Origin of the sequence: Alteromonas macleodii ATCC 27126, assembly GCF_000172635.2 — a bacterium.
Taxonomy (GTDB): Bacteria; Pseudomonadota; Gammaproteobacteria; order Enterobacterales; family Alteromonadaceae; genus Alteromonas; species Alteromonas macleodii.
On sequence record NC_018632.1, the window covers coordinates 2781632 to 2796602 of the forward strand.

A 14971-nucleotide genomic window follows, 5' to 3' on the forward strand; every position below is an offset into this window, starting at 1 on the left:
GAAAACTATCGTTTTGCTGGTGTTTTTCGGGTCAGTGTACTTTTTCCAATGAGAAGGCACAGCCCTCATCAATCAAAAATAGGTACTCGTCATGGCAGTATTCGACTTGCGGTTAAAAAAGCTTGAACATGAAATCGAGCATGCAGGCAATTATGATGAATATGAGGCCGCGTGCTTAGCGCACGATGCATTGTCTGGTGCTGAGGAATGGAAAGCCGAAGACGCTAGCGATGATTACGACTACAAACTAATTCGCAAACGGGTTCAGCGCCTACAGCTTGCTAGAGGCAAAGGCGATTTACATGCGCTTATGTCGATTCTGCACGAGGGGCTACACGGCAATTTAGGCAATATTGCCAACCCCGTATTACTTACCCAGTGTAAAATAGGCACTAAATATCTTATTGAACAGTTTATTGACGAAGTGATATTGGCGCTAGAGCAAATTTATCACGCCGATGAGCAAGATGTAGACTTTTACGAGAAACTGTCATTTTTTGAAGAGACTGCACACGCCTTCGGGCGCAGCTGCCTTATGCTTTCAGGTGGCGCAGGCTTAGGCTTTTTCCATGCTGGCGTGGTTAAGTCATTAAACGAAAAGAATTTGTTACCTACCGTAGTGTCTGGCTCTAGCGCTGGTTCTATCATCGCAGCCATGTTGGGTACACGAACTCACGACCAATTATTAGAAGCACTCAGCGCCGACTTTATTTACGAGACTTTTAAACACTGGCGAAGCTTTGCCGGTCTTGGAAAGAAAGGGCTATTTGATAGTTCCGTGCTCGAAAATGCACTGATTGAACTTTTCGACCTCACTACTTTTGAGGAAGCTTTTAAGAAAACAGGTCGACACATTACTGTGACGGTATCCCCTGCCGACCTCCATCAACATTCGCGCTTGTTAAATGCTAAAACCTCACCGAATGCAATTATTACTCAAGCGGTACGTGCATCCTGTGCAGTTCCCATCATTTTTAGCCCTGTACAGTTAAGAGCGAAAACGCCCTCAGGCGAGATTGTGCCTTATATTCCTAACCGTCGTTTTGCCGATGGCTCATTAATGGCCGACCTTCCCTTCGAGCGCTTAGCGAGGCTATATGGCGTAAATCACAGTATCGTGAGCCAAACAAACCCGTTGGCAGTGCCATTCATTTCCGCAAACCGCATTGACCCCAACTCGCTGTGGGACATGTCTGCGCGCCATCTTAGCCAACTAGCGAAAACTAACAGTATTTTCGCCATTGATATCATTGAAAGGTTAACCGGTAATAAAAGTGCCAAATTGGCTATTCATAAAGTTCGTTCTATCATTGATCAGCAATACGTAGGTAACATCAATATTTTACCCAAGCGCCAAATTAGAAATTTATCGCAGGTGTTGTCTAATCCAACGCGCGAAAGCATCAATCAGTTGATTGTCAGTGGCGAACGGGCATCATGGCCGCAACTTCATGTTATTAAAAGAAATACCAAAATTAGCGAAAATTTACGGTATCATTTAGGCCAATTGAAAAAACGTGAGGCAGTAGAGCTTGGGCACGAAGTAAGATAGCGTGTGCGTCGCTTGACCTGTCTTGAATTGCCAATAGCAAAGTAATGGCAATTCGCAGCATCTTTTGAAAGGAAAACGGTGAGCGCACAAAGCCAAAACCCCGACAGCATTTACACGCAGCAAGTAAAACAACTAATCAATATGATTTATCCTCAAGAAACGGGCTACGGTTCGGTGTTCGAGGATGCGAGTCACTATTTTTCGCTTACCCCCTCTCTTGAGCAGCACATTGAAGACTTGAAAGCTCAGCTTAAGAAAATTGAGGGAAATAAAAACAAAGAAGTGCTTGCAGAGCAACTGACCAAGCAAATAACAAACAGCACTGAAAAGCTTGAAGAAGAGCGTCTGGCAAGGATAGAGCGGCTTGACGCTGTAAGCACCAAAATTATTGAGCTTTGTGAGGGCGACAACTGGCAAGAAACACAACAGCTCAGCGCTAAGTTGCTTGGTACACTTATGCTGCTCACACGAGGACCAGAGGGCAACTTTGCACGTGTGCACATGCGCTTCAAACCGCTCTACAAAGCGGTGCTTACACTGCGCTTAGTCGATAGACTGTTAGAGCACGACACGATTGCTCACAAATACCTCTCGAAGTATCGCGAAGCTGCATCCCGGTTTCGTGGGAACCGCTATTGGCGCGATAAATGGAAAACTGAGCTTGGACGACCGCTAATTACCGCAGCGTTACTTCAAGATATTGGCCTGCAAAGCCCTGCCGCACTCACTATCTTGAAAGGGGAAAATGGCGATCTAGACGAATTTCGTTTGCTGGAAGAGTCGCAGCGAAAGGATCTTCTGAAGCTAAACTATCACTTCACTTTAAAGTACTTGTCTGAGGGGTTAGGCCTACCTAAGTATGTAGGAAACAACAAAGAAGACAGGGATCGCTTTGTTCAAACTCACAAAGAAGCCAATGAATTTTTGCAGCAGCTGGTAAAAGATGCATTTGTGTCGAAAACGGGGCTGGGAGAGATTGTAAAGATCCCTCAAATTTATGTTTCGATTGTGCTTTCAACTAAGTCTGACTACTCACGTATGAGCTTGCCTAAAGGCTACATGCTCATTGAACAATTAGCGAAAAAAGGCGGCTTAAATAAGCAGTTAGCGCAGGACTTTGTTGAGCTTGTGGGGTATTTCCCACAAGGGTTCGGCATTACCTACATACCGATGAATGAGAAAGGTCATGAAAAGGACCAGTACGAATGTGCAATAGTGATTGGCCTCAACCCTGCAAATCCAGCTGAGCCTTTATGTAAAGTGGTAACAAGAAATCAGAAGTACATTACCAGCGGTACGCAAGAAATCATTCCCAAAGGAAGAAACCTTTATTTCCCAGCTAACCGCAAGAAACTCATGCGCGTAGGGAAAGACAGATTAAGTGAAATTATGAGTCAATTGTCGAGCAACTTCACTCCAGACGCACTTGACGATTTAGTACCGAGTTTCTGGGAACCCTATGACTTCTTCGGTTTTAAAAAGCATCAGAATTTGTGGGCGAAAAATAAATAGTGGGCTTAGTTACGTGAAGTTTGTGATGGAAAAATTGAAGTTTCACTTCAATAAAAGCTCATAGTACAACTTCTACAAAACACCTCTCAAGAAAATGTAAAACTAAACTTAGCTACAGCTATCACTATGTCTATCTAAAGCGTTTCTGGACGAAGCTGCGCCAATTAACCACATATGTAGTTAATTGGCGCTCATGCCGAAAGCGAGGTTTATCTTTAGGAAGTGCTTTTATTCGTCGTTCTTGGTTGTATCAGTCGCGCTCTTGGTCGACGTTGCTTCTGCACTAGCCGCTTTCTTTTGTGCCGCACTCTTAGTAGTTGTCGATTTGGCCGCAGTACGCTTATTAGTTGTTCCCGCAGAAGCTTTTTTAGTCGTACTTGATGATGCAGATGCCGATTTGGTTGTATTGGCTTTGCGAGCACGAGAAGTTGAAGAAGCGGTCGAAGACGACTTTGTCGATGTACTCCTCGTTGCTTGCGTAGACTTTGGTGAGGTATTCTTGGGCGCTGCAGTCTTGCTAGCAGCGCTTTTAGCCTCGGCTTTTTTAGCAGCCTCTTTTGCTGCTAAAAGGGCTACCTGCTCTACAAGCAAGTCAACTTTTGCGCTTAATAGTTCAAGCTGCTGCTCTTTTTGCTGGCGCTTCTGGCCGCCTGAGAATGCAGAAAAAAGCGGCGTTGACGCCACTAATTTCTGAGCAGCATCAACCAAGGCAAAGGGGTTAAGTGTTCGTCTTAACTCGCTTTCAACCTCAAGCCCTTTCGCCTGCATCGAATTTATGGTTTCTTGCGTGTCATCAATTTTCTGACTAACAACGCCTGCAGCGTGGTCTAATTTCGCCGATAACAAATCTGAGCCAGCGTAAAGCCAACCAAATAGAGGTGACGATTTAAGAGGTGAAGTAGCAGTACCGTTAAGTACTGATGAATCTTGATCGACTGTCGACACAGATTCTGTAGATGGAATTTTTTTGTCGCTCATAACGCCTCCAATACGGAGATTTACTAAGCATGACAGCATAAAACGGTTTCTACAGTCATTGAACTTTGTAAAAATGCTTCGCTGTCACTCAATTGCAGCTTTTAAAACGCGCTTTCAGCACTGAAAAGCTTATGAAAACTGCATGGAGGGCACCACAAAATGGTGCCCGGAAGGAAAACCGTTTTACTTGCTGGCAGCTAGCTTTGCAACCGCTTCAGTCAAGGCATCGATTTTTGCTGAAAGCTCTTCGATGCGCTGATCAGCTGGCTCTGAATCAAGGCCAAGCTTCTTGCGCACGTCTGCAACGCGATTTTCAACATCGTTAGTCGTAGATTTGAACTTACTTTTTGCGTCTTCTTCTAGCGTTTCGCCCTTTGTCACTAGCTCGTCAAACATTTTGTTCGCTTCTTCGCTTAGCTTCTCGTAGCGCCCCTGCGCTTCTTCAACGCTCTTACCATAAGCGCCTAGGCCTGCTAACCAAATTTTACGTGCCATTTCTTCGGCTTCGTTGATTTTACCTTTAATTGTGTCAGTAGTAGTCATGTTCAGCTCCTATGAATGCTAAATGAGAGTGTATTTCAACACCATGGCTTTACTTTACGATTAACAATTAGAATCCGCATACTAAAAACACAAAAAACATAAAAATGCCCGAAAAAGCGCTAACTTGTTCGGGCGAAATACCAGAGGAGACTGGTTTTAAAAAGGTGAGTGTAGAGTTAGAGAGGAACACCTGCGAGATGCAACACAAACACATATTCAAGCGCGGTAGACTCGAATCGTTTGAAACGTCCTGAAGCTCCACCGTGACCCGCTTCCATGTCGGTTTTGAAAAGCAATAAGTTTTCGTCTGTTTTGTATTCTCTTAGCTTCGCCACCCACTTCATTGGCTCAAAGTACTGCACTTGTGAGTCGTGTAGTCCGGTTGTGACCAACATATGTGGATAGTCTTTCGCTTCAATCTGATCGTAAGGCGAGTAGGAAAGCATATAGTCAAACTCAGCTTTGTTGGCTGGGTTACCCCACTCGGTATATTCACCGGTAGTCAGCGGAATAGACGCATCGCTCATTGTAGTCACTACATCAACAAATGGAACGTGCGCGCTCACACCTTGATAGAGTTCAGGTGCCATATTTACGATTGCGCCCATTAATAAGCCACCCGCGCTGCCGCCCATAGCAAAGACGCGGTCTTTGTCTGCGTACTGCTTTGCCACAAGTCCTTTTGAAACGTCAATAAAGTCAGTAAAGGTATTTATTTTCTGATGCATTTTGCCGTCTTCATACCACTCGCGCCCCAACATTTGACCTCCGCGAATGTGTGCGATCGCGACAACAAAACCTCTGTCTATCAAAGATAACCAGCTGCTTCTAAACGTTGGGTCTACAGTCGAACCGTATGAGCCATAGGCGTATTGATATAATGGATTGGTGCCGTCTTTCTTAAACTTATCTTTGCGATAAACCAACGAAACGGGAACCGACGTACCGTCTCTCGCTTCAATCATCACGCGCTCAGAGGCATAGAGAGAGGAGTCAAAAGTGTCAGATACACGGGTTTGTTTCATCACCTCGCTTTCAAGGGTATCTAAGTTGATATCAATGATAGAACCAGGCGTGGTCAACGAGCTGTAATAAATTCTAAGCTTATTGGTATCCATTTCAGGGTTTGCATTAAAATACGCACCGTAAATTGGATCTTGAGCTGGAATAACTTTCTCTTCGTTTGTCGTCAGATTGTGAACGACCAAGCGCAGCATCCCGTTTTCTTTTTCTTTAACCACTAAGTGGTTGTTCATTACTTCAATACTTTGAAGGAAAACGTCTGGACGATGTGCAATCACTTCTTGCCATTTCGACACATCGTTAGTGGCGTCTAATGGTGCTTTCATCACTCTAAAATTCTTCGCACCAATATTGGTCAACACAAAATAACCGTCTCTCGCTTTTGCTACACTGTATTCTTGTCCGTCTTCAATGGGCAAGAATACTTTTGTTTGAGACGTTGGGTTATTCGCATCAATCAAAGTCACACCTGTTTTTTCGGTGTTGTCATGGTGAATGTATATGACACTATCGTCTTTACTTTTACTGATATAGGTATAAAAGGTAGGGTCGCTCTCTTCATAAACTAAAACATCTTCGCTTTGAGACGTGCCCAATTTATGGCGATAGACTTGGTATCCCAAAAGAGTCTGCGGGTCTTTCTTCACGTAAAAGAGGTGGGTATTATCGTTCGCCCAAACTACACTTCCAGACGTACCTTCTAAAACGTCATCAAGCTTTTCTTCACTCTCTAGGCTTTTGACATACACAGTGTAGATGCGTCGGCTAAGCGTATCTTCAGAATACGCAAGCAACTTGTTGTTGCTGCTTACCGCGTAGCTGCCAATACTGAAATAATCATGCCCTTCAGACATTCGGTTTGCATCAAGCAATACTTGCGGTTCAGCATCAAGTGAAGGTTTTCTTAAATAAATAGGATACTCATTTTCACCTGAGTAGCTGGTGTAGTACCAGTAACCATTGTCGAGAACGGGAACGGTTGAGTCGTCCTTCTCAATCCGAGACACGAGCTCCTCATAAAGCGCTTCTCGGTTTTTCTTAAGAGGAGCCAAAACAGTCTCAACATAGCTGTTTTCTTGTTCTAAATGGGACAATATCTCTTCATCGGTGCGGGAGTCATCACGCATCCAATAGTAATTGTCATTACGGGTGACACCATGTGCGGTCATTTCATGCGGCACTTTTTTCGCCACAGGCGCACTTACTTGAGTATTTAGCATAACGGATGGCGCTGCACTTTCAGCTACTTGTTGAGGATTTTCAGTTTTATTTTCGACGCCACAGCCTGCTACCAAGCCACCTGCGGCAAGTGCTATCCATAGATATTTCATTATTATTCCTGTTGTGCACTTTTATTGGCGCTTTGTTTACCGCCAAGCGATTGAAGACAATCGACTTTTGATCATTGAAGATTTAAGAAAGCAGCTAAACTAAGCGAAGTTTATAAGTAAAGTGAGTATATATAATTACGATTTAGGGTCTAGCGTTACTTAACGCGAATGAGACTAAGTAAGGGTTAAAATGTTACAAGATATGTGAAACTGTGTTTCATCGCTGTAAATTCACCAACGAGCGTTAGTAGAAAGCGATAAAAAAACGCCGCATATTCAGAAATAATGCGGCGCTTTTGTTGTTTATTGTAAAAGCCGTCGTATGGAAACCAACAGCTTTTGGCAGCCTAGTGTTTAGTCGACCAAATCTTTAGGCATGTCATCACGAATAGCAAGCCACACCTTTCCACTTTCTATACCGTACTTTCTAACTACTACAGGGACACGGTCGTATTCGCCTTTCTCAGCAACATCAAGCAAGTCTGCGTAATACTTGTTTGCCACGTCGCGTGCTTGTTGGTGCGAGAAGAAATAGCCACCAATACGCGAGTACAAACCACGGAAACCGTTCATCATCAAAACAAATACGTTATTGTTAGACGCTAACGCCAAGTCATGTGACATTTGATAGTCGAACTGGGCAAAAGCTAAACCTTCTTGCTCCACATTTTTATAACGGGCAATAATTTCAGCAGACTCTTGAGGGTTGTTTCGAATTGCGCCTCGAATGAAAACCGCACTTAAATTAGTGCGCGCTGCTAATAAATTATCAACCAGTTCAGGGATCCCTTCTTGGTCTAAACGAGCGAGAGTTTCTAAAATGTTTAACCCACACGTTTCCCAGAAATTGTTAACCTTGGTCGGCTTGCCGTGTTGAATTGTTAACCAACCATCACGAGCTAGACGCTGAAGTACTTCACGCAGTGTAGTACGCGTTACACCAATTAACTCAGAAAGCTCTCTTTCTGCAGGCAAAATGGTGCCAGGTGGAAATCTTCCACTCCAAATAGATTCAACAATATATTCTTCGGCGAATCCAGCTGGACTCTGTGCCTTATAAATCATAACTAATCGCCTGCACGTTATTGTTATTTTGCAACTGATTGTACCAGATGCTGTTTTATTATCACAATGAATTATGCCTCGTCCACTAAAGCTTTTAACAACTTGTTAAAATTAAAGTGTTATTTCAAACACCATTAAACACTGCTTGTACATTTTATGTTCGAAATATTACGTATTTTCAAATTCAATGATAACTATCATAAAAAAAGTGATAAATATTCAGTGACTTTCACATGGTGGGGTCTGTGAATTGCTTTCTCAAGACGTTAATATCATGTACGCTTAATTTCCGACTATAATGACAGCAGCAAAACCGCGGTAAGGCGAAATAAATCGCATAGCGCCAGCAGTTTATGTATGCAATAACCGGAACTACACAGTATAAAGATGCGCAAAAATGCGTGCTTTGTTGTAAAAGGAACAGGAACTCATGCAAACCTCAATGATCGCGGCGATCTATAAGAATTTCCTGGGACATGCGCCCGACTGGTATAAAAAAACCATTATTGCCTTTCTCATTGTTAATCCCTTTATCTTTATGGTGGACCCATATGTAGCGGGCTGGACGCTTGTAATCCAATTCATCTTTACCTTAGCGATGGCATTGAAATGTTACCCGCTTCAACCAGGCGGCCTGCTGCTCATCGAAGCGATGTTTATAGGCATGACATCGCCTGGCCATATGATGCATGAGATTGAAGTTAACTTAGAAGTGCTATTGCTACTGGTATTCATGGTAGCGGGCATTTACTTCATGAAAGACCTGCTTATGTACTTGTTCACCAAATTAGTGATTAAGGTTCGCAACAAGTTAATTTTATCCCTATCGTTTATTTTTGCATCTGCATTTCTATCGGCGTTTCTCGATGCATTAACGGTAGTTGCTGTAATTATCAGCGTTGGTCTGGGCTTTTACTCTATCTATCACAAAGTAGCGTCGGGCAAGGAGTTTCATTCTGATCACGACCACACAAGCGACGACGAGCTGGGAAGCCACGACTTAGAAGACTTCAGAGCTTTCCTACGCAACCTTATGATGCACTCAGCGGTAGGTACTGCCCTTGGTGGTGTTATGACCATGGTAGGTGAACCACAAAACCTGATTATTGCAGACAAGGCTGGCTGGGACTTCGTTGAATTTTTCATCCGTATGGCACCTGTTACTATCCCAGTATTCGTATTTGGACTACTTACCACCGTAATTCTGGAAAAAACCGGTATGTTTTCATACGGCGCAAAATTACCTGCAGCGGTAAGACAGATCTTGGTCGACTATAACGACCATATGGACAAGGGCCGCAGTAAGCGTGAAACCGCTAAGCTGGTAGTACAAGCACTAATAGGTGTTTGGTTAATCATTGGTCTTGCTACGCACATGGCGTCAGTGGGTCTTATTGGTCTGTCAGTTATTGTACTTGCTACTTCTATGAGCGGTGTTATCGAAGAACACGCACTTGGAAAAGCGTTCGAGGAAGCACTGCCATTTACCGCATTACTTTGCGTATTCTTTGGTGTAGTAGCCGTTATCATTGACCAAGGCCTTTTCCAGCCGGTAATCCATTGGGTACTGTCGTTTGAAGGCGAAACGCAAATGGTTATGTTCTATCTTGCTAACGGTGTGCTTTCGATGGTGAGTGACAACGTGTTTGTGGGCTCTGTTTATATCACTGAAGTAACAGCTGCTCTACAGGCCGGTCAAATCACACGTGACCAGTACGATATGCTTGCTGTAGCAATCAATACGGGAACCAACTTACCTAGTGTGGCGACACCAAACGGTCAAGCTGCTTTCCTATTCTTGCTAACCTCAGCCATCGCGCCACTGCTTCGTTTGTCGTACGGCCGTATGGTTATGATGGCATTGCCATATACCATAGTACTGACCATCGTTGGTTTGTTAGCAACTTACATTGGACTTGCTGATGCTACTCAGGTGCTTTACGACATGCACCTCATTGAACACCACACCGCTGCTGAAGCGGGTGCTCAAGCGGTAGGTCACTAGTCTATGCGTGGAATCATTCACAGCGTTAGCCAATGGGCAGAGCACAAGTCTTCATGGCTTGTGCTTTTCGCCACGTCATTGGCATTAGAAATTGCTGCGCTTTACTTTCAGTATGGCATGGGTTTAAAGCCGTGCATTATGTGCATTTATCAACGAACCGCCATGTACGGTATTGTGTTGTCAGCACTTATTGTCGTTATTAAAAACAATGGCTTTACACGCATGCTTGGTTTCGCTGGTTGGGCTGTATCTGCAGGATGGGGCTTCTTAATTGCCAAAGAACACGTTGGCATTCTCAATGCTGCGAACCCATTTTTTGCCAGCTGCGAAATTGTGCCAAACTTCCCTTCGTGGTTACAACTTCACGAGTGGCTACCCGCTGTATTTGCTGCTGAAGGTGACTGTTTAGAAGATTCATGGCAGTTTTTGTCTATGGGAATGGCTGAGTGGATGCAGATTATTTTTGCTGCCTACTTTGCTGTATTCGCTATTGTGTTTGCATGTCGATTATTGGATAAGAAACCCTTTTGATCGACTTATCCATTCTACCGTCACGCCTACCTCCAATACATACGGAGCAAGGCCCCATTTCCATTCAGCGCATTGCGGAGAAACACTGCTATGCGCTTTGTGAGGCTGGGCAACAGTCTATCCATCACGTAAAACCTTGGTTTGGTTCAGCGGTTTGCCCTGTTACGCCTGCACTCTCCAAGCAGTGCATCGCCAACATGGAAAAGGCCCGAGATACAGGCTATGGACTTACCTACTTGCTAATGCACGACGAAAAGTGCTTAGGTATGGGCATTATCAATCATATTCACCACACGCACCTTACCGCTAATCTTGGCTACTGGCTCAGACCAGACGCATGCGGGAAAGGTTTAGCTACCGCGATTTGTGAAGCCTTGAAGAAGCTTGCGTTCTCTCAAATGAATTTGCATCGATTAGAATGCTTTATAGAGCCTAACAACAAGGCAAGCATACGTGTAGCAGAGCGAATTGGTGGTACAAAAGAAGGGCTTTGTCGCAAACGTGTATTCGGGCGCGATGCGCTGCTTTATGCTATTGTTAATGGCGATTAACGCGCGTTCTGCGCGTTAATCTAAGTCTTCTAAAGGCCAAATGGCTATATAGTCTTCAAAATTATTTAAATCCACATCGGTTTCAAAAACAGTCTTATTGCGTACCGACATGCCCTTTGCGTGCATCACGTGCTTCTTCCCTTTGTTTAACAATGGATGCCACGATGGTATGCCCCTTCCCTCATAAAGGCGACGATAGGTACAGCTATTAGGCATAAAAAAGATATCCTTCAGATTTTCTTTTGTCAGCTTCACGCAATCAGGCACCAGCTCTGTGCGCCTTTCATATTGGGTACATTCACATTTTTTTGTGTTCAAATACGTACACACAATATTGGTATAGTGAATCTTCTCATTATCGTTAATATGGTCGGTCACTTCGTATTCTTCTACCGCGTCATCATCGATAAATTTTTGCAGACAACATTTACCACATCCATCACAAAGTGATTCCCATTCCTTTTGGGTCATCTCCTCTAAAGATTTGGTTTCCCAAAACGCTGCCGTCATTCTGCTATTACCTCAGTTTCCACGGTTAAATGATTGTCTAGCGTTGCAACAATCGTATCTTGCGAACAAAGCTTACCTACCCCTTTGGGCGTGCCTGTAAGAATCACGTCACCACTGTCTAACGTAAATATAGATGACATATGGGCGATAAGTGGGATGATTTTGTGCAGCATCAGTTCGGTATGTCCCTGCTGTCTAATCACCCCATTTATGGTTAAGGTAAAACGCAGGTCTTCCAAGTTTTCTATTTCACTTAACGGCACAAAACCTGACAGCGGTGCACTGTTGTCAAAAGACTTCGCTCTTTCCCAAGGCTGGCCTTGCTTCTTAAGCTCGGCTTGAACCTCGCGAAGGGTTAAATCGAGACCAAGTCCAATACCCCATACCGCGGCTTTTACGTCATCTACACTCGCATTCTTCAATGATGATTTTAGCAGCACAGCGACTTCAAGCTCGTTGTGACACTCGCCTTTGTCGGTAGGAATGGCAATAGGCTTCTGCATATAACATAAGGCAGCCTTTGGCTTCATAAACAGCAAGGGTGCTTCAGATACGGTAGAATTCATTTCTTGAATGTGGTCGAGGTAATTTCTACCTATACACACTACTTTACTAACGGGTAGTGATATTTCATTGCCTTGAGAATCGATGTGACGATAATCCACTAGTAACCTCGTTTTATCCGCTCTGATAAATACCCAACCGAAACGCCAAAGTAAGACGAGCGGTTCCACTTCATCAGTATGTGAAAATTGTTATACACCAAGTAAATTCGGCCTTGCTCACCATCTGGCATAATAAGCGATGCACTGATTTCTGCATTGGGGAGTTCATTTCCGTTGTAGCGCTTGACGCCATTCTGCTGCCAAAAGGCCAACGGCTTCATGTTAGACTTCGCTAACCCTGAAAAAGGTACTGGTTTGGTTAGTATTACTTGGCGTCCCCACGTCCCTTCACTATCCCAACCTTCAGATGATAGATAGTTGGCGATTGACGCAAATACGTCTGCCTTGGTCCCCCAAATATCCTTTCTGCCGTCGCCGTCGTAGTCCACTGCGTAATTTAGAAAGGATATGGGCATAAACTGTGTTTGTCCCATCGCACCGGCCCAAGAGCCTTTAAGCGCCTCTACAGAGATATGCCCTTCATCTAGAATCTGAAGTGCCGCAAAAAAATTATCTTTAAACAGCTTTTCTCTTCGCCCTTCATACGCCAAAGATGCCAGTGCAGACAGCACACTAAAGTTGCCCTGAATTTTACCAAAGTTAGACTCATTACCCCACAGCGCAACAATAAAGCGGGCCTGAACCCCATATTTTTGAGCAATTTCGTCAAGCAGTACTTTGTGTTCATTGTACTGCTCAACCGCCTGCTTCACTTTCCAGTCGGGTACTCGCGTTGCTAGATAATCATCTAACGTAATTTTTTTCTCTGGCTGGCTTTTGTCAGACTTGACCACCGTGGGCCTGAAAGTAATGTCAGCAAACGCTAAATCTAATTTAGTCTTATCTATGCCCTTTTCGGCCGCTTCTTTTTTCAGTTGAGCAACGTAGCTTTTGAAGCCCGTCTCACTAAGCCCACTGTCATTACTTGGCTGATTTTCGGCATGAACTGTCAGTGAAAAGCTTAAGGTTATACTCGATAAAACTAGGGCAATATTGCGCGGTTGAGGAAATAAGCTACGGTTTTTACGCTTAGCTATAAAGGTAATTCGGTTAACTAAGCGGTTTAGAGTCTTTAATAACATGGAAATTTAAAACTTCTTATCGGGCGTTTTTGACAGCCCAAGAGATTCACGGTGTTGCTCTAGCAAGTTATCTTCTTTTGGCGGCATTTGAAGGTAAAAGCCTTTTTCATTAAGCTCGTCGATAAGTTTTTGCTTATCAACCAGGCCAAGTTTCTCACGCTTTTCTAGGGCGATGATAGTCACTAGCTCTGGGCGACCAAACTTCGCCATAAGCGGCTCCGGCACGTCTTCAAAATGGTCTTTCTTTGGCACGTACAAATACATGCCGTCTTTCTTTCGCGTTTTATAAACTGCGCATAACATAGAATTTTTACTCTTTCTTAATTCGTTTGTTTAGTTCTTTTGGGGTCACTATGCAGATTGAATTGGCCAGAGAGCATACACCTCTCGCCAATACTGCTCACCCATTTTGCTTTTAAAGCACTATTGGGCCGGAGCGTCGCCAAGTAAGCGGGTTACGTGAGAGCGAAACAATGGCTCTCTCCACGTCGACAGTACATCGGGCATTAGTCCCTGCACGCGGGTCTCATCAACCGAAAACCAGTACCATTTTAACAGTTGATTCAGCTGTTTTTTAGAGGCAATAACGTCACTATTTACAGCATTGTCTTTCGCTATCTGGTCGCTGATAACTTTAAGCTCGGCCAACGTTTTTTTGTACTTGGCGATATCAATTAACCGCAGCACAACCGGAAGTCTGAGCTTTTCTGGCGTTTGCGCGTACTTTGCTCTTGCCTCTTCAATTAGCGTGATGATGGTGTCGCCGTAGCGGCGTACCGATTGATGATTCACGCCGTTAATTCGAGAAAGGCCAGATTTACTATCGATAAGACGCTGCGCCGCTTCAAACAAATGCCCTTCTTTGAACACAAAGTTTAGAGCCAGATCTTTTTTTCGTGCGGTATTCAAACGCCATGCCGCTAGTGCCTGTAATACAGTGAGCTGCTCGCTGTTCAATCGCCAGTTATTCTTAATGCTTAAGTACGCAAAATCTTCAGGCATTTGAGCGCGCTTCTTATCAACTAGCAAAGCGATCTCTTGGTAAATCCAGTGCACTTTCCCCGCCTCTTGTACTTTACTGGCTAACTGTTGGTAGCAAGGCAGTAAATACAGCACATCATTCGCTGCGTAGCTAAGCTGCGCTTCACGTAGAGGTCTGGCTAACCAATCGGTTCGCGACTCCCCTTTGTCCAAACTGATATCACACAGCAACTCTACAAGCTTTGCATAGCCAAGTGACGGTCCCATGTCCAAAATACTTCCCGCAAGCTGCGTGTCGAACACAGGCGTTGGTACGGTATCAAAGGCGGTAAGGAACGCCTCAATGTCTTCAGAACACGAGTGCAGTACTTTTACGACTTCGGTATTCTCCATGAGATCGATAAATGGCTGCATATTGTCTATGGCGAGCGGATCAATGAGTACCAGCTGATGGCCATCATAGAGCTGGATAAGGCCTAAATGAGGAGTGAGGGTTTTCGTTCTTACGAATTCGGTGTCTAAGGCTACCGCCTCTTGACGCTGTGCGGCAGTGCACACTTTTTCGAGTTGTTCAGATGTTGTAATTAATTGATATTGCATATTTTTGCACAGTAATAAAAAAGCCGGCTTACGCCGGCTTTC

At 44.2% G+C, this 14971-nt stretch carries 14 protein-coding genes; 5 read left to right on the plus strand and 9 right to left on the minus strand.

Annotation, left to right across the window (positions count from 1 at the left end; translation table 11 throughout):
• Nucleotides 1-91: 91 nt before the first annotated feature.
• Nucleotides 92-1552 carry a DUF3336 domain-containing protein gene (locus MASE_RS11880; RefSeq protein ID WP_014949991.1) on the plus strand — a complete coding sequence of 487 codons (1461 nt, stop codon included), beginning with the start codon at nucleotides 92-94 and terminating at the stop codon, nucleotides 1550-1552.
• A 78-nt stretch (nucleotides 1553-1630) separates the two neighbouring features.
• The gene (locus MASE_RS11885) at nucleotides 1631-3064 is read left to right on the plus strand and encodes a hypothetical protein (RefSeq protein WP_014949992.1); all 1434 of its coding nucleotides are present in this window, start codon (nucleotides 1631-1633) and stop codon (nucleotides 3062-3064) included.
• 228 nt (nucleotides 3065-3292) lie between these two features.
• On the opposite strand, the gene MASE_RS11890 is transcribed toward MASE_RS11885, so the two are convergent.
• The 4 genes from MASE_RS11890 to fadR all read right to left on the minus strand — a co-directional run bounded on the left by MASE_RS11890 (nucleotide 3293) and on the right by fadR (nucleotide 8004).
• The gene (locus MASE_RS11890; RefSeq protein ID WP_014949993.1) at nucleotides 3293-4042 is read right to left on the minus strand and encodes a hypothetical protein; all 750 of its coding nucleotides are present in this window, start codon (nucleotides 4040-4042) and stop codon (nucleotides 3293-3295) included.
• Between the two features lie 183 nt (nucleotides 4043-4225).
• A complete protein-coding gene (locus tag MASE_RS11895) occupies nucleotides 4226-4585 on the minus strand; it encodes a phasin-related domain-containing protein (protein ID WP_014949994.1) in 360 nt (119 codons plus the stop codon).
• Nucleotides 4586-4761: 176 nt separating this feature from the next.
• Nucleotides 4762-6939 carry a S9 family peptidase gene (locus MASE_RS11900; RefSeq protein ID WP_014949995.1) on the minus strand — a complete coding sequence of 726 codons (2178 nt, stop codon included), beginning with the start codon at nucleotides 6937-6939 and terminating at the stop codon, nucleotides 4762-4764.
• Between the two features lie 354 nt (nucleotides 6940-7293).
• Complete coding sequence (fadR, locus tag MASE_RS11905; protein WP_014949996.1) at nucleotides 7294-8004, minus strand: fatty acid metabolism transcriptional regulator FadR; 711 nt, start codon at nucleotides 8002-8004, stop codon at nucleotides 7294-7296.
• Between the two features lie 430 nt (nucleotides 8005-8434).
• Here fadR and nhaB point away from each other — a divergent pair, with 430 nt between their 5' ends.
• From nhaB to MASE_RS11920, 3 genes are read left to right on the plus strand one after another with little or no spacing between them, the layout of a single operon-like run.
• Complete coding sequence (gene nhaB / locus MASE_RS11910; protein WP_014949997.1) at nucleotides 8435-10009, plus strand: sodium/proton antiporter NhaB; 1575 nt, start codon at nucleotides 8435-8437, stop codon at nucleotides 10007-10009.
• Nucleotides 10010-10012: 3 nt separating this feature from the next.
• Complete coding sequence (gene dsbB / locus MASE_RS11915; RefSeq protein WP_014949998.1) at nucleotides 10013-10540, plus strand: disulfide bond formation protein DsbB; 528 nt, start codon at nucleotides 10013-10015, stop codon at nucleotides 10538-10540.
• A complete protein-coding gene (locus MASE_RS11920) occupies nucleotides 10537-11091 on the plus strand; it encodes a GNAT family N-acetyltransferase (RefSeq protein WP_014949999.1) in 555 nt (184 codons plus the stop codon). Before dsbB ends, MASE_RS11920 begins: the two co-directional genes overlap by 4 nt.
• Before the next feature lie 15 nt (nucleotides 11092-11106).
• On the opposite strand, the gene MASE_RS11925 is transcribed toward MASE_RS11920, so the two are convergent.
• The 5 genes from MASE_RS11925 to rnd form a co-directional block, all read right to left on the minus strand.
• Entirely contained in the window at nucleotides 11107-11601 is a 495-nt protein-coding gene (locus MASE_RS11925) for a YcgN family cysteine cluster protein (protein WP_014950000.1), read from the minus strand.
• Nucleotides 11598-12266: a fumarylacetoacetate hydrolase family protein gene (locus MASE_RS11930; RefSeq protein ID WP_014950001.1), complete on the minus strand. Its 669-nt coding sequence runs from the start codon at nucleotides 12264-12266 to the stop codon at nucleotides 11598-11600. Before MASE_RS11930 ends, MASE_RS11925 begins: the two co-directional genes overlap by 4 nt.
• A complete protein-coding gene (locus MASE_RS11935) occupies nucleotides 12266-13348 on the minus strand; it encodes a lytic murein transglycosylase (protein WP_014950002.1) in 1083 nt (360 codons plus the stop codon). Before MASE_RS11935 ends, MASE_RS11930 begins: the two co-directional genes overlap by 1 nt.
• A 6-nt stretch (nucleotides 13349-13354) precedes the next feature.
• The gene (locus tag MASE_RS11940; protein WP_014950003.1) at nucleotides 13355-13651 is read right to left on the minus strand and encodes a YcgL domain-containing protein; all 297 of its coding nucleotides are present in this window, start codon (nucleotides 13649-13651) and stop codon (nucleotides 13355-13357) included.
• A gap of 120 nt (nucleotides 13652-13771) precedes the next feature.
• Nucleotides 13772-14929: a ribonuclease D gene (rnd, locus tag MASE_RS11945; protein ID WP_014950004.1), complete on the minus strand. Its 1158-nt coding sequence runs from the start codon at nucleotides 14927-14929 to the stop codon at nucleotides 13772-13774.
• Nucleotides 14930-14971: the final 42 nt, after the last annotated feature.

Coding starts and splice junctions, on each gene's coding strand:
- nhaB (WP_014949997.1), top strand. CDS start 8,435: ATGCAAACCTCAATGATCGCGGCGATCTATAAGAATTTCCTGGGACAT.
- MASE_RS11940 (WP_014950003.1), bottom strand. CDS start 13,651: ATGTTATGCGCAGTTTATAAAACGCGAAAGAAAGACGGCATGTATTTG.
- MASE_RS11925 (WP_014950000.1), bottom strand. CDS start 11,601: ATGACGGCAGCGTTTTGGGAAACCAAATCTTTAGAGGAGATGACCCAA.
- MASE_RS11890 (WP_014949993.1), bottom strand. CDS start 4,042: ATGAGCGACAAAAAAATTCCATCTACAGAATCTGTGTCGACAGTCGAT.
- fadR (WP_014949996.1), bottom strand. CDS start 8,004: ATGATTTATAAGGCACAGAGTCCAGCTGGATTCGCCGAAGAATATATT.
- dsbB (WP_014949998.1), top strand. CDS start 10,013: ATGCGTGGAATCATTCACAGCGTTAGCCAATGGGCAGAGCACAAGTCT.
- rnd (WP_014950004.1), bottom strand. CDS start 14,929: ATGCAATATCAATTAATTACAACATCTGAACAACTCGAAAAAGTGTGC.
- MASE_RS11895 (WP_014949994.1), bottom strand. CDS start 4,585: ATGACTACTACTGACACAATTAAAGGTAAAATCAACGAAGCCGAAGAA.
- MASE_RS11900 (WP_014949995.1), bottom strand. CDS start 6,939: ATGAAATATCTATGGATAGCACTTGCCGCAGGTGGCTTGGTAGCAGGC.
- MASE_RS11935 (WP_014950002.1), bottom strand. CDS start 13,348: ATGTTATTAAAGACTCTAAACCGCTTAGTTAACCGAATTACCTTTATA.
- MASE_RS11880 (WP_014949991.1), top strand. CDS start 92: ATGGCAGTATTCGACTTGCGGTTAAAAAAGCTTGAACATGAAATCGAG.